21 protein-coding genes and 1 tRNA gene are annotated in these 23,459 nt (G+C 44.8%); 14 read left to right on the top strand and 8 right to left on the bottom strand.

Annotated features, from left to right (window positions below; genetic code table 11):
* The first annotated feature begins 48 nt into the window (after nt 1-48).
* From WAE59_RS00635 to WAE59_RS00625, 3 genes are read left to right on the top strand one after another with little or no spacing between them, the layout of a single operon-like run.
* Complete coding sequence (locus tag WAE59_RS00635; RefSeq protein ID WP_337853984.1) at nt 49-531, top strand: TspO/MBR family protein; 483 nt, start codon at nt 49-51, stop codon at nt 529-531.
* Between the two features lie 18 nt (nt 532-549).
* Nucleotides 550-2,865 carry a patatin-like phospholipase family protein gene (locus WAE59_RS00630; RefSeq protein WP_337853983.1) on the top strand — a complete coding sequence of 772 codons (2,316 nt, stop codon included), beginning with the start codon at nt 550-552 and terminating at the stop codon, nt 2,863-2,865.
* A complete protein-coding gene (locus WAE59_RS00625) occupies nt 2,862-3,398 on the top strand; it encodes a hypothetical protein (RefSeq protein ID WP_337853982.1) in 537 nt (178 codons plus the stop codon). The genes WAE59_RS00630 and WAE59_RS00625 overlap by 4 nt, the downstream gene beginning before the upstream one ends.
* Here WAE59_RS00625 and tamL read toward each other — a convergent pair.
* On the bottom strand, nt 3,395-5,815 hold the full coding sequence (gene tamL / locus WAE59_RS00620) for a translocation and assembly module lipoprotein TamL (RefSeq protein WP_337853981.1): 2,421 nt from the start codon (nt 5,813-5,815) through the stop codon (nt 3,395-3,397). The two genes, WAE59_RS00625 and tamL, sit on opposite strands and share 4 nt — an antisense overlap.
* Here tamL and WAE59_RS00615 point away from each other — a divergent pair.
* The 3 genes from WAE59_RS00615 (at nt 5,806) to WAE59_RS00605 (ending at nt 6,882) form a co-directional block, all read left to right on the top strand.
* Nucleotides 5,806-6,555 carry a TrmH family RNA methyltransferase gene (locus tag WAE59_RS00615; protein ID WP_337853980.1) on the top strand — a complete coding sequence of 250 codons (750 nt, stop codon included), beginning with the start codon at nt 5,806-5,808 and terminating at the stop codon, nt 6,553-6,555. The two genes, tamL and WAE59_RS00615, sit on opposite strands and share 10 nt — an antisense overlap.
* Nucleotides 6,556-6,605: 50 nt before the next feature.
* Nucleotides 6,606-6,676, top strand: a tRNA-Cys gene (locus WAE59_RS00610).
* A gap of 29 nt (nt 6,677-6,705) precedes the next feature.
* Nucleotides 6,706-6,882 carry a spore protein gene (locus tag WAE59_RS00605; protein WP_337853979.1) on the top strand — a complete coding sequence of 59 codons (177 nt, stop codon included), beginning with the start codon at nt 6,706-6,708 and terminating at the stop codon, nt 6,880-6,882.
* An 82-nt stretch (nt 6,883-6,964) separates the two neighbouring features.
* Here the strand turns inward: WAE59_RS00605 and WAE59_RS00600 are convergent, their stop codons facing one another.
* Nucleotides 6,965-8,005 (bottom strand): quinone-dependent dihydroorotate dehydrogenase, encoded by a 1,041-nt coding sequence (locus tag WAE59_RS00600; protein ID WP_337853978.1) that lies wholly within the window; start codon nt 8,003-8,005, stop codon nt 6,965-6,967.
* A gap of 39 nt (nt 8,006-8,044) precedes the next feature.
* Between WAE59_RS00600 and WAE59_RS00595 the strand changes: the two genes are divergently transcribed.
* From WAE59_RS00595 to WAE59_RS00585, 3 genes are read left to right on the top strand one after another with little or no spacing between them, the layout of a single operon-like run.
* A complete protein-coding gene (locus WAE59_RS00595) occupies nt 8,045-9,958 on the top strand; it encodes an ABC-F family ATP-binding cassette domain-containing protein (RefSeq protein ID WP_337853977.1) in 1,914 nt (637 codons plus the stop codon).
* Nucleotides 9,958-11,229, top strand: a complete 1,272-nt coding sequence (locus WAE59_RS00590) for a type IX secretion system plug protein (protein ID WP_337853976.1) — start codon at nt 9,958-9,960, stop codon at nt 11,227-11,229. The genes WAE59_RS00595 and WAE59_RS00590 overlap by 1 nt, the downstream gene beginning before the upstream one ends.
* 45 nt (nt 11,230-11,274) lie before the next feature.
* Nucleotides 11,275-11,805, top strand: a complete 531-nt coding sequence (locus WAE59_RS00585) for an acyl-CoA thioesterase (protein WP_337853975.1) — start codon at nt 11,275-11,277, stop codon at nt 11,803-11,805.
* Here WAE59_RS00585 and WAE59_RS00580 read toward each other — a convergent pair whose 3' ends face one another.
* The 3 genes from WAE59_RS00580 to WAE59_RS00570 all read right to left on the bottom strand — a co-directional run bounded on the left by WAE59_RS00580 (nt 11,806) and on the right by WAE59_RS00570 (nt 13,950).
* A complete protein-coding gene (locus tag WAE59_RS00580; RefSeq protein WP_337853974.1) occupies nt 11,806-12,306 on the bottom strand; it encodes a hypothetical protein in 501 nt (166 codons plus the stop codon). It abuts the gene before it with no gap.
* Between the two features lie 2 nt (nt 12,307-12,308).
* Nucleotides 12,309-12,722 (bottom strand): EVE domain-containing protein, encoded by a 414-nt coding sequence (locus tag WAE59_RS00575; protein WP_337853973.1) that lies wholly within the window; start codon nt 12,720-12,722, stop codon nt 12,309-12,311.
* A gap of 199 nt (nt 12,723-12,921) precedes the next feature.
* Nucleotides 12,922-13,950: a LacI family DNA-binding transcriptional regulator gene (locus WAE59_RS00570; RefSeq protein ID WP_337853972.1), complete on the bottom strand. Its 1,029-nt coding sequence runs from the start codon at nt 13,948-13,950 to the stop codon at nt 12,922-12,924.
* A 107-nt stretch (nt 13,951-14,057) separates the two neighbouring features.
* On the opposite strand from WAE59_RS00570, the gene WAE59_RS00565 reads away from it, so the two are divergent.
* Nucleotides 14,058-15,536, top strand: a complete 1,479-nt coding sequence (locus WAE59_RS00565; protein WP_337853971.1) for a xylulokinase — start codon at nt 14,058-14,060, stop codon at nt 15,534-15,536.
* Nucleotides 15,537-15,540: 4 nt separating this feature from the next.
* Nucleotides 15,541-16,872: a xylose isomerase gene (xylA, locus tag WAE59_RS00560; protein ID WP_337853970.1), complete on the top strand. Its 1,332-nt coding sequence runs from the start codon at nt 15,541-15,543 to the stop codon at nt 16,870-16,872.
* A gap of 58 nt (nt 16,873-16,930) precedes the next feature.
* Here the strand turns inward: xylA and WAE59_RS00555 are convergent, their stop codons facing one another.
* Nucleotides 16,931-19,495, bottom strand: coding sequence for a zinc-dependent metalloprotease (locus WAE59_RS00555; protein ID WP_337853969.1), 2,565 nt, complete (start codon nt 19,493-19,495; stop codon nt 16,931-16,933).
* Between the two features lie 79 nt (nt 19,496-19,574).
* Nucleotides 19,575-20,600, bottom strand: a complete 1,026-nt coding sequence (gene holA, locus WAE59_RS00550) for a DNA polymerase III subunit delta (protein ID WP_337853968.1) — start codon at nt 20,598-20,600, stop codon at nt 19,575-19,577.
* Between the two features lie 48 nt (nt 20,601-20,648).
* Between holA and WAE59_RS00545 the strand changes: the two genes are divergently transcribed.
* Nucleotides 20,649-21,110: a type I restriction enzyme HsdR N-terminal domain-containing protein gene (locus tag WAE59_RS00545; protein ID WP_337853967.1), complete on the top strand. Its 462-nt coding sequence runs from the start codon at nt 20,649-20,651 to the stop codon at nt 21,108-21,110.
* 4 nt (nt 21,111-21,114) lie between these two features.
* Here WAE59_RS00545 and WAE59_RS00540 read toward each other — a convergent pair whose 3' ends face one another.
* The gene (locus WAE59_RS00540) at nt 21,115-21,594 is read right to left on the bottom strand and encodes a hypothetical protein (protein ID WP_337853966.1); all 480 of its coding nucleotides are present in this window, start codon (nt 21,592-21,594) and stop codon (nt 21,115-21,117) included.
* Nucleotides 21,595-21,729: 135 nt separating this feature from the next.
* On the opposite strand from WAE59_RS00540, the gene WAE59_RS00535 reads away from it, so the two are divergent.
* Both WAE59_RS00535 and WAE59_RS00530 read left to right on the top strand, forming a co-directional pair.
* Nucleotides 21,730-22,191 (top strand): DUF4268 domain-containing protein, encoded by a 462-nt coding sequence (locus WAE59_RS00535; protein WP_337853965.1) that lies wholly within the window; start codon nt 21,730-21,732, stop codon nt 22,189-22,191.
* Nucleotides 22,192-22,289: 98 nt separating this feature from the next.
* The gene (locus WAE59_RS00530; protein ID WP_337853964.1) at nt 22,290-23,459 is read left to right on the top strand and encodes a glycosyltransferase; all 1,170 of its coding nucleotides are present in this window, start codon (nt 22,290-22,292) and stop codon (nt 23,457-23,459) included.

The following is a 23,459-nucleotide window of genomic DNA, read 5'->3' as shown; positions in this document are numbered from 1 at the left end:
TATAAGGCTACTTTTACGCCTCGGTTTCAGCATACCATCAGCAACAATATGAACAGCACTAAATTCAATCCTGTAGCCTTCATCCTCAACCTGGCCATTACACTTTTTGTGGGGTACCTTGGCAGTTGGTTTACCCTTTCATCCGTAAAAACATGGTACGTTACCATCAACAAACCTTCTTTCAACCCTCCGGACTGGATTTTCCCGCCGGTATGGACCAGCATTTTCATCCTGATTGCTATAGCAGCTTACCGCATCTGGCAAAAAAAAGATCAGATTCAGCATTTCCCCCGCACCGTTGCAGTCTACCTGATTCAGCTGATCCTGAATTTGCTTTGGTCTTTTATCTTCTTTTACAGCCGTCAAATCGGCGTAGCCCTCTTTGAAATAGTTGTCCTGCTGATGGTCGTGGTCTTTAACGCCTGGGTATTTTATAAAATCGATAAGCCCGCCGGACTACTGTTCATTCCATATATCCTATGGCTGAGTTTTGCCACAGTATTGACCTATAATATCTTCGTTTTGAACTAATTTCCCTATTTTTAGGATGTGATCCGAGTTTATCTGCTACTGATATTTGCCATAGGCCTTTCTACCCGTACTGCTCATGCGCAGAAGGTAGGACTGGTATTGAGCGGAGGGGGAGCAAAAGGGCTCGCTCATATTGGTATCCTGAAAGCACTGGAAGAAAACAACATTCCCATTGACTACATCACCGGCACTTCTATGGGCGGCATTGTAGGTGCAATGTATGCCGCCGGATATTCGCCGACCCAGATTGAAAAAGTAGCACTCAGCAGCGATTTTCAGGATTGGGTAAGCGGCCGGTATAACAGTGACTTCAGTTTCTTTTTCCAGAAGAAAAGCACCAATGCAGCTATACTGACGGCAAAACTGGCCATAGATACCAACTTGCGGCTCAACTTCAGGTCCAATCTTGTGAATGACATCCCCCTGAATTTTGCACTGATGGAACTCTTCTCCCAGGCTTCTGCACTTTCTAAAGATAATTTTGATAACCTCTTTGTTCCTTACCGCTGTATGGTATCCGACGTCCTGTCCCAAAAGAGCATCACCGTTAGCAAAGGTAGCCTTGCGGAGGCAGTAAGGGCCACCATGACGGTACCGCTGATCTATAGACCCATCAGACTGGATGGAAAATATGTATTTGACGGCGGTTTGTATAATAATTTTCCCGCCGATGTCATGAAAAGCAATTTCAATCCAGATATCATCATTGGATCAAATGTATCTTCGAAAACCTATAATGAATATCCGAAAAGTAATGACGACCGGCTCATGAACAGGGTCATGGTCTTCATGTTCCTGTCCAAATCCGATTCCACGCTGATTGGAAAAAATGGGGTTTATATCCAGCCGGAACTCGGCAACTACAGCGTTGCAAATTTCAGCCCGGTAGCCGCACTCATTCAAAAAGGATATGATGCAACCATTGCAGAAATGGACCAGATCAAAGCAAGGATCACCAAACGGGTCACTAAAATGGAGCTGGCAAAAAGAAGAAACGAATTCAACAATAAAAAACCAAACCTCATATTTAGCAGTGTAACCGTCTCAGGTGTAAACACCCAGCAAAAAAAATACATTGAACGTGTATTTAAAAGAGATCAGGAAACCTTCAACCTGGAGGACATCAAGACCGGCTATTATAAGCTCGTGGCGGATGAAACATTTGAAACCGTGTACCCGAAAATATCCTATAACCCGGTAAGCGACAGTTACAATTTTGAGATTGTGGCACGCCCGCAGAAGAGCTTTAAAATCGACTTTGGAGGCAACATATCAAGCAGGCCGATCAGCAATGTCTTCCTGGGAGTCCAATACAATTACCTCGACCGAAAATCCTATACTTTTGGCACAAATGTCTATTCCGGCCGTTTCTATGAGTCGGTTCAGTTGAGCGGACGCATTGATTATCCCTCCAGGTTACCGTTGTTTCTAGCCGCTGAAATGACCTATAATAACTTTGACTACTACAATACGAGTTCAATATTCATTGAGAATCCACACCCCACCTACATTCAGCAGGCGGACAGAAAAATTGACCTCAAGATCGGATTCCCGCTCAACCGGAACACCCGCGTGACCCTGAATACCGCCTTCATCAACAATAGCGACCGATATAGTCCGAATGATCAGTTTTCCATAGGTGATATTTTAGATAAAACGGTATTCAACGGCTCCAGGTCTACCCTGGCTTTCGAACAATATACATTCGACCGCAAACAGTATGCTTCCAAAGGCAGGCATTTTCTATTTAGCCTAAATTATTTTACAGGCAGAGAGAACTATTCACCGGGTAACATCACAGCAAACGCAACGCTTACCACTCCACCGGTAATCAGGAAAGACAGGCATTGGCTAAACATCAAACTGAGCGACGAAAATTACTTCTTCAGCTCTGGCAGATACACCGCCGGCTATTTGGCTGAAGGCGTATATTCCAATATGCCCCTATTTTCAAATTACCACTCTACACTGCTGACTGCTCCTGCATTCTACCCCTTGCAAGACAGCCGCTCCATCTTCCTGGAGAATTTCCGTGCCATCAGCTATCTTGCCGGAGGCATCAAAAACATCTATGTACTTCGAAAAAACCTGAACCTCCGGGCAGAGGCTTACGTATTCCTGCCATATCAAAAGTTTCAAAAGGATGGATTCCGGGGGATCAGTTCTATGAAACCCCTCAGCAAATGGCAATACGCCGCAACGGCAGGACTGGTATACCATACGCCTGTAGGTCCAATCAGCCTGAGTTATAATATCTACGATGACCCCATAAAAAGAAACGGCGTTTTATTACATTTGGGCTATCTGATTTACAACAAACGATCTATAGAATGAGAACGATATACCTGCTGATTTTACTTTGCACAAGCTATACCTTATCTTTTGCACAATCTGCCAATGCAGACATCAATAATTTTATCGTCAAAGAAAGCCTGCTCAAAAACAGCAAGCTCGCGATCATTGCGACAGATTCACTGGAAAATCCCCTCGAACAGATCAACGGATTATATACATTTACCGTGAGCGGCTTTACCCAACCCCTCAACTTTAATGGTGGTGTCGCCATACTTCCCCTGAAGCTGGAACGCTCCGCATTTGTCTACATCAAGCATGAAAACGACAAGGGCACCCACAGCAAACTGGTCTATGTCTATAAAAACGACAAATCCTTAAATCCTTACAGTTTTAGCAGCATGTGGCTCATCTTATTTCCAGCCATCATCATTCTGCTTGCTTTTACATTCCGCAAATTCATCATTGCTGCCGTCATCATCATGCTGGTATGGATTTATTTCAACCATAGCAATGGCTTAAACCTGTCTACTTTTTTTGAAACGATCCTGGATGGACTGAAGGCAATGTTTTAGAAGGGCATGCCAATCCCAAAATTGTATTGAACAAAACGATAACGGTCCGGGCTGTTCCTCAGGTAATAATCATCCTTGAATGTTTTAGAACCGCTAAAAAACTTACTGATCACCCACTGGTCTGAGCCGGAAAACTGCGGATCTTTAAGCTTAAGACCGATATCAAATCTGAACACAAAATATTCAACATCATAACGGAAACCCATACCGGTGCCCAGTGCAATCTGGCTCCCCAGCTTGCTGAAATCGAAATAGGTCGACTTAATCTGACTGCTGGAGGAAACGTTCCAAACGTTACCTGCATCCAGGAAAAAAGCGCCTTTCAGTTTGGCGCCAAAGAATTTATTCAACAGTTTATACCTGTATTCCAGGTTGGCCTCAAGGTGCATTTCACCCAATTGATCCAGTCCATAAAGTGCTTTCCTCGTTTCTTCATTCGTCAGCTCATCTCCACGATTGTAGTTTCCAGGCCCCAATGTCCGTGCCTGCCAGGCGCGGATTCCTTGAGATCCACCTGCAAAGAATAATTTCTCAAAGGGCATTGCAATCGAATTTCCATAAGCATAGCCAATCCCTGCATTCAATCTACTAACCAGCTGCTTCTCCCCACCCAGGCTCTTATACCACCTGACATCTATTTCCGGCCGCACATACTGATTGAAAGGAAGGCCCAGAATTTCCGAATAGTCACCTACGGCAGGATTGTGCTTATTCCCTGAAATCTTACTGGCCAGGTACAAGCTATTTCCCGCGATATCGATATTCCCCCTGAAATAGACAAAAGTCTGGTTCGTAAGCAATTTATCTGCATTTAAGGAATAGGTGTATTTGGAGCCAAGGGTAATGTTCCTCCTGTCCAGCAACAGGATGCTGTAAATGTTGGCCCGGATGATGTCCTGATTTTGGGAACTGGTAGTATCCAGCAAAAGATTTCCAAAACGGTATTCAAAGTTTAGCGGCGTGAGCGAGTGAAATTTAGATTTGGACTCTACAAATTCATAAGTCACAGAAGTCAGGTAAACATGGCGTGAAAATACATCTTTCTGCAAGGCGTAAACATAACTTCCTGAAAATATTGTTCGCGGCATACCACCCCGCCTACTGGGCTGCGCCGTGATCAAAGGCACCATCAACCGCGGAACGGTCAGATTGGCACTTACTGAAAAATCCCGCTGATAAATATCTTTAAACACAGAACCACCCTGCCCTATCCTCGACTGCAGCCCTCCCTTAACCTGAAACTCGAAACGTTCAGCACCCCTGAACAAGTTGTTATTCGTATAGGTATTACTCAATGTAAAACCTACCGTACCTGCATTAAAAGGCACCTCTCCTTCTATCCGGTTGCTCATGATTTTCTGAGGAATCAGCTGAATAACAGGCAAAACCTGATTAGAACTGTCTTTCGGTCTATTGTAGTCGATTTTTACGTTTTTAAAAACATTAAGTTCGTACATCCTATCGTAAGTCAGGTTTTCGTTGGCCACACTATAGGTTTCAGGTTCACGAAGAAAATTGTACCTGACAATGGGGTTCCTCCTGAACTTCCCGGAAAGGTCTGTATAACGCAAACCCCGGAACACTTTTGGATTTAGTTTCAGGGTATCCGAAAAACCGTCTGCATAGGTATCTGGAAAACCATCCGCATCCGGAGCAATGATCACGTTAGTCTCTCCTATCGTGAATTGTTGATGACCGGCCTTGTCTGCGGGATTGTCGATATAAAGGGTCACATTGGCCTTACTCGCATTAAGATTGGAATCCACATCATACTTCACATAAGGCCTGGCAAAATCAAAGTAGCCATGCCCTTTCATCAACTGGTAAATCTGGTCACGTTCATAAGCGAGCGAATCATCGTCGTAACGCATCCCTTCCCTCAAATGGGTAAAGGTAGGTTTCACAGACAAATACAGCTTTTTCACAAGTGTATCAGCAATCTGATATTTCACCTTATTTACAGAAAAAGAAGGACCTTGATTGACATTAAAATGAACATGTGCCCTTTTATTTTTCACTTTTATATCGGCACTCACTTTTGCTTTAAAATACCCTTTACTGTTTAGAAACTTCTCAATCTGATTTCGTGAAATTTCCACAAGCGTACTGTCCAGTATAGGCGGCGGGGTCCCCAAAGGCCTGATGTTACTGGTCTTATATTTACCATCTTTAGTATTGAATATATTGTAAATTAATACATTGATCCCGATTGTAGAGGTTGGTCTGATGTCCTTCTGAATGTAGTTCAGCGCCTCTTCATCAAATTTTTTATCGACACTATCAATGTCTACATGTTTCACAATTGCCTGGTAGTCGGCGATGTATTTTGTTGATGAACATCCGGCAACAAACACAATAATAAATAGTAATATTGCACAGAATTGGACACTGCTTTTATAATTATAGTATGCTTTCAAAATCTCAGATCAGTTTTATAAAATCGTTACATCAAAAAAAGTACCGTAAAGAAAATGGGATGTTCATTATTGAAGGCATCAAGTCTATTGTGGAATTTATCGATTCTCCTTATCAGATCCACAGCATCTTTTACCTGCCTCAATATCAGTCATTACTTCCAACTTTAGCCGCAAATATAAAGTTATTTGAAGTAAACAACGCTGATCTGGACAAGATTAGTACCTTACAGAGTCCGCAGGGAATTTTAGCACTTGTACATATCCCTGAAAATCCGGTCCTGGATCTTAAAAAGCTCAAAGGGAAATTTTCATTGGTACTCGATGGAGTGCAGGATCCCGGAAATCTGGGGACCATCATCCGCACCGCCGACTGGTTTGGTTTCAAACAGCTCATCTGCTCACAGCATACCGTTGAAGCTTATAACCCAAAGACAGTACAGGCCACAATGGGTTCATTGAGCAGGGTAAATGTCCATTATACAGATCTGGAAGCATTCCTGCCCAGCGCCCAACTCCCCGTATTCGGTGCAGTGCTCAACGGAAAAAGTCTTTATGAAACCAATTGGGCTGAGGAGGGATTGGTAATTTTAGGAAACGAAGGCCAGGGAATTAGCGAAGAGCTGCTAAAATTAATTACAGATCCAGTCACCATTCCAAAGGTCGGAGGCGCTGAGTCTTTGAATGTTGCCATCTCCGCCGCAATATTATGTGCAGATATTAATAGAAATTTGCAGAAATAAATTGCATCCTAAAGATTAATTGCTATTTTTGCAACCTGAAATTTTAACAGGGTCGAGTGGCCGAGTGGCTAGGCAGAGGTCTGCAAAACCTCCTACAGCGGTTCGAATCCGCTCTCGACCTCAGGATTTAATACATTAAATTAAAAAGACATGGCAGTTACCAGATTAAAAAGAAAAGACAGAAGGAACAAGACTTTCGCAAAATTAGATGTGAAAAACTTGAAGTTAGCTACCAACATTGAATTGGGAAGCCGCTCAAAACAATCTACTAAAGATCAATTGGCTAAAAACAACGCCATTCTAGCTCAACTTACTGCTCAGGCATAAGTTTAGAGTTGCTAAAGAACTTAAAAAGTCCCTGTAATACAGGGACTTTTTTCGTATACAATAAATTTAAAGCAGCAGCATATTAATGCTGCTTTTTAACCAATGCCCTACAAATGCGCTTAATAAGTCCGGGGCCCTCATAAATAAAGCCAGTATACAACTGGATCAGCGAAGCGCCAGCATCCAGTTTATCCTGTGCATCTTTCGGCGTATGAATCCCGCCCACCCCAATGATAGGAAACGCTTTACCTGACTTTTCCGAAAGATACCGGATTACCTCGGTAGACCGCTGAGTAAGCGGCTTACCGCTAAGCCCACCCATTTCTGTTTTTACCGAATCCTGGCTTACCAGGCTACTTCTGTCAATAGTTGTATTGGTAGCAATCACTCCGGCAATCCCAGTCTGTAATACAATTTCTATAATGTCATCTAGCTGCTCATCACTCAGATCCGGAGCAATCTTCAGCAGGATCGGCCTTGACAAATTATTTTTTGAATTGCGCTGCTGCAAGGTATTCAACAATTGCATCAGGGGCTCTTTTTCCTGCAATTCTCTCAGTCCGGGCGTATTTGGAGAACTTACATTCACCACAAAATAATCCACCACATCAAATAGCCTGTCAAAGCATTTGATGTAATCATCTACAGCCTCTTCATTTGGGGTGTTTTTATTCTTACCAATATTTCCACCAACCACAATATCAGTATTCTTAGCCTTCAACAAGCGCAGTCGCTCTGCAAGAGTGTCTACTCCTTTATTATTGAAACCCATTCTATTGATCAGCGCCGCGTCTTCCTCCAGTCGGAACATGCGTGGCTTATCATTGCCTGGCTGCGGCAGGGGTGTTACTGTGCCAACTTCAATAAAACCAAAACCAAGGTCGCTCAAAGCCTCAATATACTCCCCGTTCTTATCGAATCCCGCGGCTAGACCTACCGGATTTCTAAATTTGATGCCGAAAACTTCGCGTTCCAGTCCTTTGATGTTCACATCAAAGCTGCTGCGCAACAGGGTTTGTCCCAGTGGAAAATGATCATGAAACCATTTCAACCGTTTCACTACAAAATAGTGTACTTTTTCTGGGTCAAATTGGAAAAATATGGGTTTAATCAGACGGTACATGAGACGAAGATAGGAATTTGTTTGTATTTTTGCGGCCACATGATTTCGATAAACGACTTAACTTTCTTAATAGGTTCCAGAGCGCTGTATGATGAGGCAAATTGGCACATCAAACCGGGTGACAGAGTGGGCCTTATTGGTGCCAATGGAACAGGAAAATCTACATTATTAAAAATAATTGTCGGGGAATATGCCCCTTCCTCTGGTACAATTTCGATGTCGAAAGACTTGAAGATCGGCTACCTGAACCAGGACTTATTGTCCTATGATTCCCACCACAGCATCTTACATGTAGCTATGGAGGCTTTTGAACGCCAAAACCAATTGCATGACGAAATTGAGGCCCTATTAAAAAAGATCGAAACAGATTACTCGGAAGAGGTTTTATACAAACTGAGCGACAAACAGCAAGAGTTTGAAGCATTAGACGGTTACAACATTGAATACAGGGCAAATGAAATCCTTGCCGGATTGGGCTTCAGTACAGAAGATCAACTGAGGCCATTGAATACTTTCTCCGGAGGTTGGCGCATGCGTGTGATGCTTGCTAAAATCCTGCTGCAGACCCCGGATATCCTCTTGCTGGATGAGCCGACCAACCACATGGACTTACCCTCCATTAAATGGCTGGAAACCTACCTGATGAGTTTTGAAGGTGCCATTGTGATTGTATCCCATGACCGGTACTTCCTGGACAAGGTGGTCAACAAAACCGTAGAATCAAGAAAAGGTAAACTGACTTCATATGCCGGCAACTATTCCTTCTACCTGGAGGAAAAAGCACTAAGAGGTGAGATCCAAAAGGGTGAGTTTAAAAACCAGCAGGCCAAGATCAAACAGGAAGAGCGTTTGATCGAACGTTTCAGGGCCAAAGCTTCGAAAGCAAAAATGGCGCAGTCGAGAATGAAGGCCCTGGACAAAATGGAACGTGTGGAAGATGTAGATGACGACAATCCAACCGTAAACTTCCAGTTCAAATTCTCCAAGCCTTCCGGCAGACACGTGATACGGATCGAAGAAGCTTACAAAAGTTATCCAAACATAGACATATTGCACAATGCAGATGGCGTGATTGAAAAAGGCGATAAAATCGCTCTGATTGGTGCCAATGGTAAAGGTAAATCGACCTTACTCAGGATTATCGCCGGAGCTGAAGGTTTTGAGGGTAAATGTGAAACAGGTCACAACGTAACCACTACATTCTTTGCACAGCACCAGTTAGAATCCCTCCACCTCGACAATACCATTCTTGAAGAGCTGCAGGCTTTCGCACCCAAACATACTGACACAGAACTGAGGGGCATCCTGGGATGCTTCCTGTTTACAGGTGATGATGTATTCAAGAAAATCCGCGTACTATCCGGAGGAGAAAAATCAAGGGTGGCACTAGCCAAATCCCTGACCACCGACTCTAATTTCCTGATTCTCGATGAGCCTACCAACCACCTGGACATCCAGTCTGTAAATATCCTGATCCAGGCTTTAACTCAATATGAAGGTACCTTTATCGCCGTATCCCACGACAGGTATTTTCTGGATAACGTGGCCAATAAGATTTGGTTCATAGAAGATCAAGACATTAAAGAATACCCGGGAACGTATGCCGAATACGAGGAATGGAACGCAAAAAGACCTCCCGCAAAACCAACTAATGTTCCGGTGAGGCCCGACAAAGAAGTCAAAAAAGTAGAAGAGAAAGTCGCACAGGCTCCCAATACACAACAGGTATTGAAAAAGCTAAACGATCAGTTGAAAAAGATTGAATCTGATATCGCCAGCCTGGAAGGCAATGTAAAAACGATCGAAGCTGAAATTGCGGACGAAAAAATATATTCGGACAGCGCTAAACTCGCTGAAACGAACAAGAAATACCTGACCGCTAAAAATGAACTCGACGCAGCCCAGAACATCTGGGAAAAACTGGCCTCAGAGATCATGGAACTTGAAAGCTAATGATCAAAAAAACCGCACTGTTTCTGATCGCATTGATCCAACTACAAATTGCTGCTGCCCAAACGCAGCAGCAATTTGTATATGACAACAAGGTCTACCAGCCCCAGATCAAAACAGTACAGTGCTACAGTTCCCAAAAAGAACAGTCCATGCCGGTCATTACCCTAAAATCAAATGATCAGCTGTTGTTTTCCTTCGATGACTTAAACGGCGGAAGCAAAATCTATTGGTACACCATTGAACACTGCACTTCCGACTGGAAATCTTCCCGACTATCGCAATTGGATTACCTGGAAAGCCTGCCGGAAGATCGCATCATGGATTATAAATACTCCTTCGGTACCATCCAAAAATATACACATTACCAACTAACGCTCCCTAACAACCAGATCAGACCGAAGATCTCCGGCAATTACCTGCTGAAGGTATATGAGGACGGAAACCAACAAAAACCGGTCATTTCACAACGGTTCTACGTGGTGGAAAACCTCGCTGGAATAGCAGCAGAAGTACTGGCCAGCCCACAGGTTGCCAGCCGGTTCAGCAATCAAAAAATCAACTTTACCATCAATCATCAGATCTCCATTCCCAATCCTTATACGGATCTGAAAGTACTGTTGATGCAAAATGGGGACCCTGCTACAGCAGTACTCAATACCCGGCCAAACTTCATCAAGCCGGGCAGCCTGGTTTACAATGAAATGAAGAGTAACGACTTTCCGGCAGGCAATGAGTTCCGGAAATTTGACATTCGAAGTCTGCGTTATAAAGGTGAAAACGTGCAGAACATCATCAAAGATAGTGTCAATAACGTGATCCTGTTCCAGGATGTAAACACCAATAAGGCCAAATACAGCAATCTTGTGGATGAAAACGGCAATTTCTTTATCCGCAACCAGGAGGGCCGGGATGATGCTACAGAAAGTGATTACGCCAATGTGATGTTTACACTAAATGCCCAGCCCCCATCTCCGGAATCTGAAGTGTATGTCGTAGGCCGGTTCAACAATTACCTCCTCAATCAGCAAAATAAATTGAACTACGATGCATCACGAAAACGCTTCTATGTAAACCTCAAACTGAAACAGGGGCTTTATGATTACAAATACGTGTCGCTCGACAAAAGCACAGGCAAAGTTGATGGAACCGTCTTCGAGGGGTCCTTTTTTGAGACAGCCAACCTCTACCAGATTTTTGTATACTATAGAAAACCAGGATCCAGATGGGAGGAACTCATTGGCTATAGTCAGCTCAATACGCTGAAACGCTAGCTTAAATTACCATTCTATCTCCTATTTTATGTACTTTCGTGAACAATGAGCACTAAAGTAAAAAGCCCAAAGGAATCCTTTACCATCATGAATGAGTTGGTATTGCCGAATGACACAAATACCCTTAACAATTTAATGGGTGGAAGATTACTCCATTGGATGGATATTGCGGCAGCCATATCTGCGCAAAAGCATTGCAACCGCATAGTAGTGACCGCCTCTGTCGATAATGTTTCATTCAAACAGCCCATTAAGCTAGGAGATGTCATCACCATAGAGGCAAAAGTTACCCGTGCTTTCCATACATCAGTCGAGGTCAGACTGGATGTCTGGGCGGAAAACATTCCCTCAGGAAGCAGGGTCAAATCCAATGAAGCCTATTACACTTTCGTGGCATTAGATCAGGACGGTAAAACGGTACCTGTGGCCGAGTTGAGCCCGGAAAGCCCGGAAGAAATTGAATTGTACGATGGCGCTTTACGGAGGAGACAATTGCGTTTAGTTCTTGCCGGAAAAATGCATCCCGACGATGCCAAAGAACTCAAAGCCTTGTTTTTCAAGATAAAGGAAGATTGATTAAAAGTGTTCCAGTTGAATCACTTTAATGTAGGGCTCCAGCTTTCTGTAATTGCGTTCAAATAACTTTGGTGATTTGTTGATGTAAAGATTATGTTTGACATTGACCGCTTCCGCAATTAAGCCCGTTATGGTTCCTGCAGTAACTCCGATAACGGTAGCCCATGCCGCGATCCTATAACTATCATTACTGATATTTTCATTTTCAATTGACAAGATCGCAGCAGCTGTCAATGCCCCTGCCAATGCACCTGTACCTGCGGATCTCCCAAGAGAAAGACCGCGCTTTTTCACCTTTATTTTTACAATATCTTCTGCTTTAAAAATGAAATAATTACCGCGGTAATCTAAAATAGCCAGGCCATCTTTATTCACTTTCTGCAACATGCCTTTTACATTTTGCATATGCACAGAAACTACTTTTACCTCATAGTCTCCTTTCTGTGCTTTCAATGATACCATCATGAAAAGGCAGAGTAGCGTTAACCCTATAGTTTTCATCTTTAGCTGCCCATTTCCAGAATTTTATCAAACTCTTCCGCTTTCAGGGGCATGACCGATAAACGGCCTTGCCTGACCAGAGAAATGTCTCTCAGGCTTTCTTCTGCCTTGATCTGCTCCAGTGTCACCGGGTTTTTCAGGGGCTCTACCGGCACCAGGTCTACCACTACCCAATTCGTATCATCCGTAGTCGGATCCTGATAGGCTTCTTTTACTACTTTCGCTACGCCCACCACATGCTTGCCTTCGTTACTATGGTAAAACAACACCAAATCTCCTTCCTGCATTTCTCTCAGGTTATTCCGCGCCTGGTAATTGCGCACGCCATCCCAGAAAGTCTTTCCGTCTTCGTTAAATTTTTCCCAGCTATATTTAAAAGGCTCTGATTTTACCAGCCAATGTTTGTGTTTTTTCATGCTTTAAAGCGCGTATATCGTGTTTTATGAAAGATTTGTCTTGATACTTGATGCAAAAATAACAATCTCCAACTAACCTTTGATATATTTAATAGGTCCATTAACGATCACTTGAAAATTAGACCGGGCATTTCGACAATAATGGATAGTAATAGCTTAGCTTTAAGAACTTCCTGAAGATGCTAATCCCTTTGCAAAATCAATTCCTGAGCGTAGAATTTCTGATGATCAGTTCCGGACGAACACTGATGGTTCTAGGCTGCACATCAGCTTTTCCTGACAAGATCTCCTCAAAATAAAGCTTAGCTATGGTCTCTCCCATTTTCACACTATGCTGATCCACCGTAGTGATAGAAGGGCTTGTAATTTCCGTAAAATCTTCGTTCGAATATCCGCAAATGCCCAATTCCGAAGGTACATCCAATCCCATTTGACTGGCCACATCCAGCACGCCCAGTGCAGAAAAGTCAGATGTCGAAGCAAATATCGCATCCGGGCGCTCAGACAAATTCAGTAATTCTTTAGTCGCCACAGCACCCAATTCCTTCGTCCAGGCATTCTCTTTAATCAATTCCGGCAGCACCGCACGCTGATGGCGCTCCATAGCTTTCAGGTAACCTCTTTTCCGCTGTCGAAAAATCTCCAGGTTCTGCGGTCCCTCCAAAAGCGCAATGCGTTGATATCCCTGGGCAATCAAATGGGAAACCACTTCAAAGGAAGCCCGCTCATTGTCATTGATCACTTTGAAAGTATCCAGCATTTCATCTACCCGATCAAACTGGATCAGGGGAATGCCCTGCCCCATCGCATTTTTCAAATGTGCTCCTTCCTGAAAATCGGCACTGACGGAGATCATGATACAACTTACCTGTTGCCGCACCAGGGAATTTATGCAGTCCACTTCTCTCGCGAAGGACTCATTAGACTGGCAGATTACCAGGTTAAAGCCTTTTTCATAGGTTACCGCTTCAATCCCGGCTATGATGTTGGAAAAAAAATTCTGATTGATTCTCGGAACCACTACCCCAATGGTCTGATTATGCCCTTTCCTGAGATTGGCAGCCAGATTGTTGGGCTTATAGTTGAGCTCCTCAGCAGTTTTGAGAATCAACTGCCTCGTGCTTTCGCTCACACTCTTATCGTTGCTCAAAGCTCTGGATACAGAAGAAGCATTGAGGTTCAATTTCTTTGCAATATCGTATATCGTGGTCTTTTTCTGGGGCTTCATAAACAAACAAATATGATTAAATATAATTAAAGCAATCGATTGCGCAATCTTGAAATAATTATGTAATTTGCTGTAATCAATCACCATTATATTAAACTATAGCTCCCATGCACTTACTCGGCATCGATATCGGTACTTCATCCATCAAGGCATCAGTAGTTGATGCCTCATCAGGCAGCATTTTGGCTAGCGCACAATATCCCGATAACGAATCTGCGATCATCGCCCCGCAAGCAGGCTGGGCAGAACAAGATCCATCCGCTTGGTGGAGCGATGCACAACAAGCCATACTCCGCCTGCAGCACAGCCTCAACCTGGAAGAGGTTTCTGCTATCGGGATCGCCTATCAAATGCATGGCCTCGTTGTTGTCGACAAAGACCAACAGGTGCTGCGCAACAGCATCATTTGGTGCGACAGCCGTGCAGTGGCATTGGGCGATGCAGCCTTCGACGCCCTGGGTCACGAACACTCCCTTCAGCACTTGCTCAACTCTCCCGGAAACTTCACCGCATCCAAACTGGCATGGGTCAAAAACAACGAACCTGAACTTTATGCCAAAATCTATAAAGTGATGTTACCTGGTGATTTCATTGCCATGAAGCTGACAGGAAATATTTCCACAAGCATTCAGGCCTTGTCGGAAGGCGTGTTCTGGGATTTCCAGAAAGACGAATTATCCAAAGAACTCATGGAGTACTATGCCTTGTCATCGGACTTGATTCCCGAAATCAAGCCGCTCTTTTCTGAACACGGCCAGCTCAAGGCTGATGTTGCTGCTCTTCTCGGATTGAAAGCCGGAATTCCCGTAGCCTATAAATCTGGCGACCAGCCCAACAACGCCTTGTCGCTAAACGTACTCCAGCCCGGAGAAGTAGCCGCCACAGCGGGTACCTCGGGTGTCATCTACGGCATAAGCGACGCCCTCACTTATGACCAACAGTCGAGGGTCAATACTTTCGCCCATGTCACCTATACGCCCGAAAACAAACATACCGGGGTTTTACTTTGCATCAACGGGACGGGAAGCATGTACCGTTGGGCCAAACACAATTTTGCTGCCGAACTTTCCTACGGGGAGCTCAATGCACTTGCCGCCCAAGCTCCCATCGGCAGCCGTGGCTTGCTCAGCCTCCCTTTTGGAAACGGGGCCGAACGTATGCTCAACAACACCTATACCGGCGCCCGCCTGCAGGGGATCGACCTCAATGTCCACACCAAAGCAGATATTTTCCGCGCTGTACAGGAGGGCATCGCTTTCGCATTCCGCTATGGGCTCGACATCATGCGTGAGAATGGCATGCAACCTAAAGTGATCAGGGCCGGCAGGGCCAATTTATTCTTAAGCGACTTGTTTGCTCAGACTTTCGTCGACGTAACGGGCATACCCGTAGAATTGTACGACAATGATGGCAGTGTCGGCGCAGCCCTCGGTGCTGGAATTGGCTCAGGAATCTTCGGGGATCCCTCCGAAGCGTTCATCAATCAAAAACAGATCAAATACCTCGAACCTATAAACTCCGCTGCCTATGAACCGATCTATGGCAACTGGAAACAATTGTTAACTCAAGCATTAGCTAATCCATAAAAACATGACTAAAGTAATAACAGGAACAAAAGCCTTTTTCAAAGACATCAGCCAGCTGCAGTATGAGGGACTGGAAAGTGACAATCCCTTAGCCTTCAGATGGTATGACGCCAATAGAATCGTCGCAGGCAAAACAATGGCCGAACATTTCAAATTTGCCTGTGCCTACTGGCACTCTTTCAATGGAAATGGCAGCGACCCTTTCGGTGGCGCTACCCACATCTTTCCCTGGGATGAAAAAAAAGATGCCGTTGAACGGGCAAAGGACAAAATGGACGCAGCCTTTGAATTCATCACCAAAATGCAAATTCCTTATTATTGCTTCCACGATGTGGATGTAGTAGACTACACGGACAACATCGCAGAAAATGAACAGCGCCTGCAAAAACTGGTCGACTATGCCAAACAAAAGCAAGCAGATAGCGGGGTCAGATTACTCTGGGGAACAGCCAACCTGTTCAGTCACCAGCGCTACATGAACGGTGCGGCCACCAATCCCGATTTCCATGTCCTGGCACACGGAGCGGCACAGGTAAAGGCCGCCCTGGATGCTACCATTGCCCTGGGTGGCGAAAATTATGTATTCTGGGGCGGACGTGAAGGTTACATGAGTTTGCTCAACACCAACATGAAGCGGGAACAGGAGCACATGGCCAAATTCTTACATACCGCCAAAGATTATGCGCGCAAACAAGGTTTCAAAGGCACATTCTTTATAGAACCCAAACCCTGCGAGCCTTCTAAACATCAGTACGATTACGATGCAGCTACCGTCAAGGGTTTTCTGCAGCAATACGACCTGCTGGATGATTTCAAACTGAATCTGGAGGTCAACCACGCCACCCTCGCCGGTCATACCTTCCAGCACGAACTCCAGGTGGCTGTCGACAATGGCTTGCTGGGCTCTATCGATGCCAACCGCGGCGATTACCAAAACGGATGGGATACCGACCAGTTTCCAAATGACATCAATGAACTCACCGAAACCATGATGATCATCCTGGAAGGCGGCGGACTGCAAGGTGGCGGCGTCAATTTTGATGCAAAGATCCGTCGCAATTCTACCGATCCCGCAGATTTGTTCTATGCACATGCAGGCGGCATGGACATCTTTGCCCGGGCCCTGATCACCGCAGACAACATCCTCCAAAAATCCGACTATAAAAAGATCAGAGCAGCACGTTACGCTTCTTTCGATACTGGAAAAGGGGCAGAATTTGAGCAGGGGAAACTAACGCTTGAAGAGCTGAGGGACTATGCCGCCGAACACGGCGAACCTGAAATCCGCAGCGGCAGACAGGAATACCTGGAAAACCTGATCAACAGGTATATCTAAAACAAAAAAAGAGTGCTTCCGATCCAGAAGCACTCTTTTTTTGCCATTCAATTAATGGTTATTCTTTAGCTTTCAAAGCCGAATCGATACGGTCCGACAAATCTTCCAGGTGATATTTACTCATACCTGTAGCGGAAGGTGTAGCCGATTTTACCATAGCAGAAATCTCACGCAACTGCGCCCTTACAAAAGAGGAAACGTCAGTCTGACTAGCAGGTAATCCTGCCGATCTGCCCATCATACCACCCTGAGCAGCTGCTGGTGCGGCTGGCTTCACGATCGAGATCAGCACATCGATGTAAGTCTTCTGCAGGTTACGACGGTAAATGTCAATCTCTGCATTAGATTTTAGCTCAGTCAAGATCCCTGCGTTCAGGTCTGAAAACAGATCTGTGATCTTGTAGGCGTCTTTTCCATCAGTGACCTCAGCGTTGATCAGTTTGGTCATTGTACTGGTGGTAGTTAATCTCGCCAGCGCAGCGATCTGCAGGCGATTTACAATGTCAGTTGGATTTTGACCAATGTTGTTCAGGATATTCTGATCTACCAACCATGTCGGTGTAGTAAACACATTCCTGTTAAAGAAATCCATGGCCTCTTTTTGGATCGCATATGGTGTACGGGAATAAACGGTACCTTTTTCTTCCACAGTTTTTGGTGAAGTATAGATTCCACCTACATTTTTTGCGACGTGGCCTATGTACCTGCCAAACTGGCCTACCAGTTCTCCATACAGCGTAGATAGATCGTCGTAACCTTCATTGTCCGTTTTAGTCCATTCCGGCATTTTAGCGATGATGCGCTTCAGGTTCTTGATACCATATTCACTCGCTTTCATTGCATTATCGCCTAAATCTTCACTTTGGTTACGTGGATCATTCGGATCCGTTTCTGTCCCGAAAGTCAGACGGTTGTTGGCAGAAAGCCTTTTGATGATGGTCTTGTTCGAGTATTCATCTTCAGCTGCAGCTGTTTTATACTGCGGCAACCATTTGTAACCCCATTCAATGGCCCATTTATCGTAATCACCGATACGTGGGAATATCCCTTTTTCGGTAATGTTGTCTTCAGGTTGAGCCACATAGTTGAACCTTGCATAGTCCATGATCGAAGGTGTATGTCCATTGGCTTCCACCCATTTTTTGTCCCTCAGTTTCTCTACAGGCACTGTAGCCGAAGAACCAAAGTTATGGCGCAGACCAAGTGTGTGACCAACCTCGTGAGAAGACACAAAACGGATCAGTTCGCCCATTAATTTATCATCAAACTTAGTTTTGCGGGCAGCAGGATCAATTGCCGAAGCCTGGATGAAGTACCAGTTTCTCAACAACAACATGATGTTATGGTACCAGTTTACGTGCGTCTCCAGGATCTCACCTGTACGCGGATCGTGTACATGCGGACCACTTGCATTTGGAATATCAGACGGTTTATAAACAATCACACTGTGTCTTGCATCATCAATGCTCCAGCTTGGATCCTTCGGTGCTTCCAGTGCATAGATTGCATTTTTAAAACCTGCTTTCTCAAAAGCCGCCTGCCAGTCATTTACACCGGCGATCAGGTAAGGTACCCATTTTTTAGGCGTAGCCGGGTCGATATAAAATACAATTGGTTTCGCAGGCTCTACCAGTTCACCTCTTTTGTATTTCTCTACATCCTGAGGTTTTGGTTCCAGTCTCCAGCGGGTGATGATAGACTGATTTTTAATCCCTTGTGGATTGGCATCAAAGTCTACATAGCCGGTTGCAAAGTAACCTACACGCGGATCAAAATTACGTGGCTTCATCTGGTTAGATGGCAGCAGCACCATAGAACTGTTCAGTTCATAGGTTGCAGGTGTAGATGCACCCGGAGCACCGCCCCCCATCATGCCTCCCATTGGAGAAGCAGGAGTTTTAGTGTATGTTTTCAGGGTACGGATTTCGATGTTCATCGGGAAAGATTTGATTTCCTTGATGTAACTGCGGTCAGTCATCAGTCCACCTAGTGAAAGGCTTCTTTTTGCTCCTGAGGAGAAGAAAAAGATGTCATTGTCGCCATTCATGTAATCTGTGACATCAATCACAACTCCACCTCTTCCTGAAATCGAATCTTTAGCAAATGCTTTGATGTCAAATGAAGCGACCAAAGGCTGGATGTTCGAATTCATCAGGGTCTTGAACAGTCCCTGAGCGGTAGTGTCCTGCGAACGCTCATCAAAAGAGATGCTCTTCAGGTATAATTTATTGCTTGGCCCTTTTTCAAAAGAGATCACATTGTCTCCAATATGGTCACCTCCATAACCCATCATCTGGGCACGGTTGCCTGCAGCAGCTTTACTGATCCTGTTGACCAATAAGATTTCCCTGTTCAGCAAAGAATCCGGGATTTCGAAGAAATAGCGGTCTTCGATGTTATGTACCCAGAAAAGTCCTTTATCAGTTTTCGCTTTGGCCGTGATCACCTCTTTATAAGGTTTTGGACCTGGTTTAGCCGGAGCCGCCATTGGTACTGCTGGGCCTTTTTTAGTGGTGTCGGCTTTAGCAGGGGCTGTTCTTCCGGGATTTGTTGGCCTGGTCTGCGCATCGGCATAAGAAGCTGCCGCGATTCCAAGCATCGCAAAAAGTATGGTTTTCTTCATTACAGAATAATAGTTTAGGCAGCAAAGATATTTACTGGACAGCAAATAAAAAGGTGGGAATGATAACTTTACAGTTACACTAGTGGATCATTTTAAAAAGCAGCTCTTTCAGCAGCTCACCATCTGTCGTATTGCCGGTACTGTCCACCCCCTTACTCTTCAGGTCGTACTCCCGCAGCAGGCTGATGATCTCGAAGGTCTTATTCAGATTATAGCTTCTTGCTGCTGTTTCATAATCCTTTACGAAATAAGGATTTACCCCCAATTCTTTGGCTGCATCCCCCTTATTGGGCAGGTAATGGTATTTCAGGATCTTCGAGAAATAGGCATTCAGATTGGCCATTACCATCATCATGGGATTGGCTTTGGGATTGTCCGCAAAGTAGTTCACGATCTGGTTGCACTTCAGTACATTCCTCGTAGAAAGGGCTTTCTGGAGCTCAAAAACATTGTATTCTTTACTGATCCCGATATTCTTTTGCACCAGGTCGGTATCAATGGTCGTTTCTTTGGAGATGTTGAGCATCAGCTTCTCTACCTCATTGGCAATCTTGGAAAGGTCTGTCCCCAGGTATTCCGCCATCAGGGCCGAAGCCTGCGGTGCGATTTTATAGCCTTTCTCCTTTACCAGTTCTTCAATCCAGGCAGCCAGTTTGTAATCGCGTACCAGGTCCGACTGGAAAACCACTCCGCCCTTGTCTATCGCCTTATAGATCTTCTTCCGCTTATCGAAATTCGCATATTTGTAGGCCAGTACCAAAATGGTGCTGGGCATCGGCTTCTCGAAATAGTTCAGCACAAACTCAGCCTGCTTGCTGCTGCCCTCAGTTTCCTTGGCCCATTTCAGGTCCTGCGCTTCCTTGACAATGATCAACTGATAATCCGACATCATCGGATAGCGTTTGGCGGCATTCATGACCGTAGCCATATCCGTGTCCTTACCGTACAATACCGTTTGGTTGAAGCCCTTTTCCATATCGTTCAGCACATTAGCTTCCATGTAATGCACAATCTGGTCGATATAGTAAGGTTCCTCACCGTGTAACAGGTAAAGGGGTTTGAACTTTCTGGCTTTTATGTCCTTGATGATGTCTGAAGCACTCATATATGATTAGCCAAACTTAGAGAAAATTTTTGCCTATTTTTACACAAAATGTCATTTAAACCAACACCCTTAAACTTACCACAGTACCCTTTCAAGATCACTTTAAAGGAAAATAACCATTTCATCTTCGACGAGATCCGCAAGAAACACCTCCTGCTCACGCCGGAAGAATGGGTGCGTCAGCATTTCATCCAATACCTCATCCTGCAAAAGAAATTCCCCCGCTCCCTGATCCAGATCGAGGGCGGACTGAGCCTCAATAAATTACAGAAACGGACAGACCTGGTCATTTTCAGCACTTCCGGAGAAAGGATCATGGTGGTAGAATGTAAAGCACCCTCGGTAAAAATCAGTCAGGCCACATTTGACCAGGCTGCACGCTACAATTCGGTACACAAAGCCAAATGGCTGGTCGTGACCAACGGACTGCAGCACTGTTATGCGCAAATTGACCATCAACTGGAGAAATTCCTGTTCATCGAGCACTTACCGGAATACCCATTGCTGTAACCCACTATTCATCGTAGACAGCAGTCATCGCACTGGCAATTTTTCGGTTGAAGCCTCCGTCTGCATCGTACCCTGCCGAAAAGATACGGACCAGATCTTCAAATTGACGCTGATGGCGCTGGTCGAAATTCCGTTTCAAGGTGCCCTGAGCGGTCAAAAAATGATACAGAAAATAAACCAGCTTCCCTCCTTCATTCCAATAGATTTTGGTATACAAACGAAGCGGTGGTTCGCATTGGTAATTCTGTTTTTTCAAAAAATGTCCGAGCTTTTTTAAAGTAAGCGCATGATGGTTCTCATTTTCTTCCACATGCCTCCTGAGCGCAGCCGTATCCAAACCTGCAGCATGACCATAAATGCTGTCGAGCTGTTGATAATGCAATCCCTTAGCAGATGCCTTTTGAAAGGTAAATACCTCCTGTGCCGACAGATCGCAGCCTGAACAAAGGAGTAGAATAAAAAAGATTTTTTGGATGGAGCGCATAGGTATCTTACTAGTAGAATGAGCATTAACAATTGCAAACATAAAACTATTCCGGCTGCTTTAAAAACTAAAAGAGCCTTGCATTTAGCTTTTTGAGCTGGAGTTGCTAAATTTAACCCGCTAAATATTCGAAATTTGTATTCAAAAGATCAGGCATCACAACTCAAACAGGCTTTCTGGACCACATTCGGGCAGTACATCGCACCACAACTTTCCGCAGAGGGATTAAGGGTCAACTGGATCAATTATAAAACCGGACTCAAAAACCTATTCTTCAAAATGCAGGCAGATGGCAAATCGGCTTACATCGCAATAGAGCTGACACATGCCGATCCCGGAATGCAGGAACTCCTCTACGAGCAGTTCAGGGAATTCAGAAGGCTCCTGGAAAATCAGCTGGAAGAAGAATGGGACTGGCAGCTCCACACGCAGGACGAATATGGCAAAACCATTACCAGGATCGGAATCACGCTGCAGCATGTAAGTATCTTTAAACAGGAAGACTGGCCGGCACTCATCTCCTTCTTCAAACCTAGGATCATCGCCCTGGATGAGTTCTGGACTGATGTAAAAGATGCATTTGAGGTGTTCAAATAAAAATACCATTATCATATCATTAAATGATGGCTTCGGGCGTTCAGATCTCCCCGGCGTAATTTAGATTTGGACATGCAGTCAATCTGCATCGCCCAGACATGAAGAAAATTAAGGTTGCTTTCTTTGCCGAAATATTATTTAAGGATTTTGACGGGGCCTCCCGTACCATGTTCCAGCTGATCGAGCGGATCGATAGAAAACGCTTCAGGTTCCTGTTCATTTACGGTGCAGGTCCAGATGAAATTGCCGACGCTGAATGTTTCAAAGTCCCTACCATCCACCTGCCCATCAACACCAATTACACCATGGCACTCCCTTCCCTCGCCAAAAAGGAGCTCAAAAAGAAGCTGAAGGATTTCGGCCCCGACCTCATCCACATCGCTACGCCCTCTCTTTTGGGGGCCTATGCCATCAAATATGCCAATAAAAGGGAAATCCCCGTCATCTCCATCTACCATACCCATTTCATCTCTTACATCGACTATTACTTCAAATACGCTCCCTTTCTCGTAGGCAAAGTGAAACAGGCCATCGCCGGCAGTCAAAAGGCGTTCTATAACAACTGCCAGCAGATTTATGTTCCGGCAGAAAGCATCCGCGAACAACTTGAAGGGATCGGAGTGGAAAGAGAAAGAATGAAGATCTGGAAACGCGGAATCGACACCACACTTTTTTCACCTGAAAAAGCAGATGCCAACCTGTTGTACAAACTCACCGGCAACCGGTATCCGAGCATCATCTTCGCCAGTCGACTCGTTTGGGAAAAGAACCTGGAAACCTTATTCAGGATTTACGATAAGGTGGAGGCATCCGATCTAAAAGTCAACTTCATCATTGCAGGAGATGGCATCGCCCTCAAAGCCTGTAAGACAAAGATGAAAAATGCAGTGTTCACAGGTATGGTAGATCACGAGACCCTGGCGATCCTTTATGCCAGTTCCAACCTATTTTTATTCACCTCCGTATCAGAAACCTACGGCAATGTAGTACTGGAAGCCATGTCTTCAGGTCTGCCCTGCATCATCGCCGATGGTGGCGGCTCTGCAGATTTCATCAGCCAGGGCATCAATGGCTTTAAATGTCAGCCCTTCGATGAAACCGACTATCTCACAAGAATCATGGAAGTGCTGAACAACGAAGAACTACGGACTCAATTTATCGATAAGGGACTGGAATTTAGCAGGGAGATGAGTTGGGAACAGCTGGCTACAACTTACTTCGACGATGTGGCCCGGCTCTCCGGCAAAATCCTGTCAGAGCCTGTATAA

It is taken from the genome of Pedobacter sp. GR22-6 (assembly GCF_037402555.1).
GTDB lineage: Bacteria > Bacteroidota > Bacteroidia > Sphingobacteriales > Sphingobacteriaceae > Pedobacter.
Note: the sequence above shows the minus strand (reverse complement) of the source record. Positions and strands in the feature narration are given on the sequence as shown.

Excerpts from the sequence above, each read along its gene's own strand:
- WAE59_RS00635 (WP_337853984.1), top strand. The coding sequence starts at position 49 with ATGAACAGCACTAAATTCAATCCTGTAGCCTTCATCCTCAACCTGGCC.
- WAE59_RS00625 (WP_337853982.1), top strand. The coding sequence starts at position 2,862 with ATGAGAACGATATACCTGCTGATTTTACTTTGCACAAGCTATACCTTA.
- WAE59_RS00615 (WP_337853980.1), top strand. The coding sequence starts at position 5,806 with ATGCTTTCAAAATCTCAGATCAGTTTTATAAAATCGTTACATCAAAAA.
- WAE59_RS00605 (WP_337853979.1), top strand. The coding sequence starts at position 6,706 with ATGGCAGTTACCAGATTAAAAAGAAAAGACAGAAGGAACAAGACTTTC.
- WAE59_RS00600 (WP_337853978.1), bottom strand. The coding sequence starts at position 8,005 with ATGTACCGTCTGATTAAACCCATATTTTTCCAATTTGACCCAGAAAAA.
- WAE59_RS00595 (WP_337853977.1), top strand. The coding sequence starts at position 8,045 with ATGATTTCGATAAACGACTTAACTTTCTTAATAGGTTCCAGAGCGCTG.
- WAE59_RS00590 (WP_337853976.1), top strand. The coding sequence starts at position 9,958 with ATGATCAAAAAAACCGCACTGTTTCTGATCGCATTGATCCAACTACAA.
- WAE59_RS00585 (WP_337853975.1), top strand. The coding sequence starts at position 11,275 with ATGAGCACTAAAGTAAAAAGCCCAAAGGAATCCTTTACCATCATGAAT.
- WAE59_RS00580 (WP_337853974.1), bottom strand. The coding sequence starts at position 12,306 with ATGAAAACTATAGGGTTAACGCTACTCTGCCTTTTCATGATGGTATCA.
- WAE59_RS00575 (WP_337853973.1), bottom strand. The coding sequence starts at position 12,722 with ATGAAAAAACACAAACATTGGCTGGTAAAATCAGAGCCTTTTAAATAT.
- WAE59_RS00570 (WP_337853972.1), bottom strand. The coding sequence starts at position 13,950 with ATGAAGCCCCAGAAAAAGACCACGATATACGATATTGCAAAGAAATTG.
- WAE59_RS00565 (WP_337853971.1), top strand. The coding sequence starts at position 14,058 with ATGCACTTACTCGGCATCGATATCGGTACTTCATCCATCAAGGCATCA.
- xylA (WP_337853970.1), top strand. The coding sequence starts at position 15,541 with ATGACTAAAGTAATAACAGGAACAAAAGCCTTTTTCAAAGACATCAGC.
- WAE59_RS00555 (WP_337853969.1), bottom strand. The coding sequence starts at position 19,495 with ATGAAGAAAACCATACTTTTTGCGATGCTTGGAATCGCGGCAGCTTCT.
- holA (WP_337853968.1), bottom strand. The coding sequence starts at position 20,600 with ATGAGTGCTTCAGACATCATCAAGGACATAAAAGCCAGAAAGTTCAAA.
- WAE59_RS00545 (WP_337853967.1), top strand. The coding sequence starts at position 20,649 with ATGTCATTTAAACCAACACCCTTAAACTTACCACAGTACCCTTTCAAG.
- WAE59_RS00540 (WP_337853966.1), bottom strand. The coding sequence starts at position 21,594 with ATGCGCTCCATCCAAAAAATCTTTTTTATTCTACTCCTTTGTTCAGGC.
- WAE59_RS00530 (WP_337853964.1), top strand. The coding sequence starts at position 22,290 with ATGAAGAAAATTAAGGTTGCTTTCTTTGCCGAAATATTATTTAAGGAT.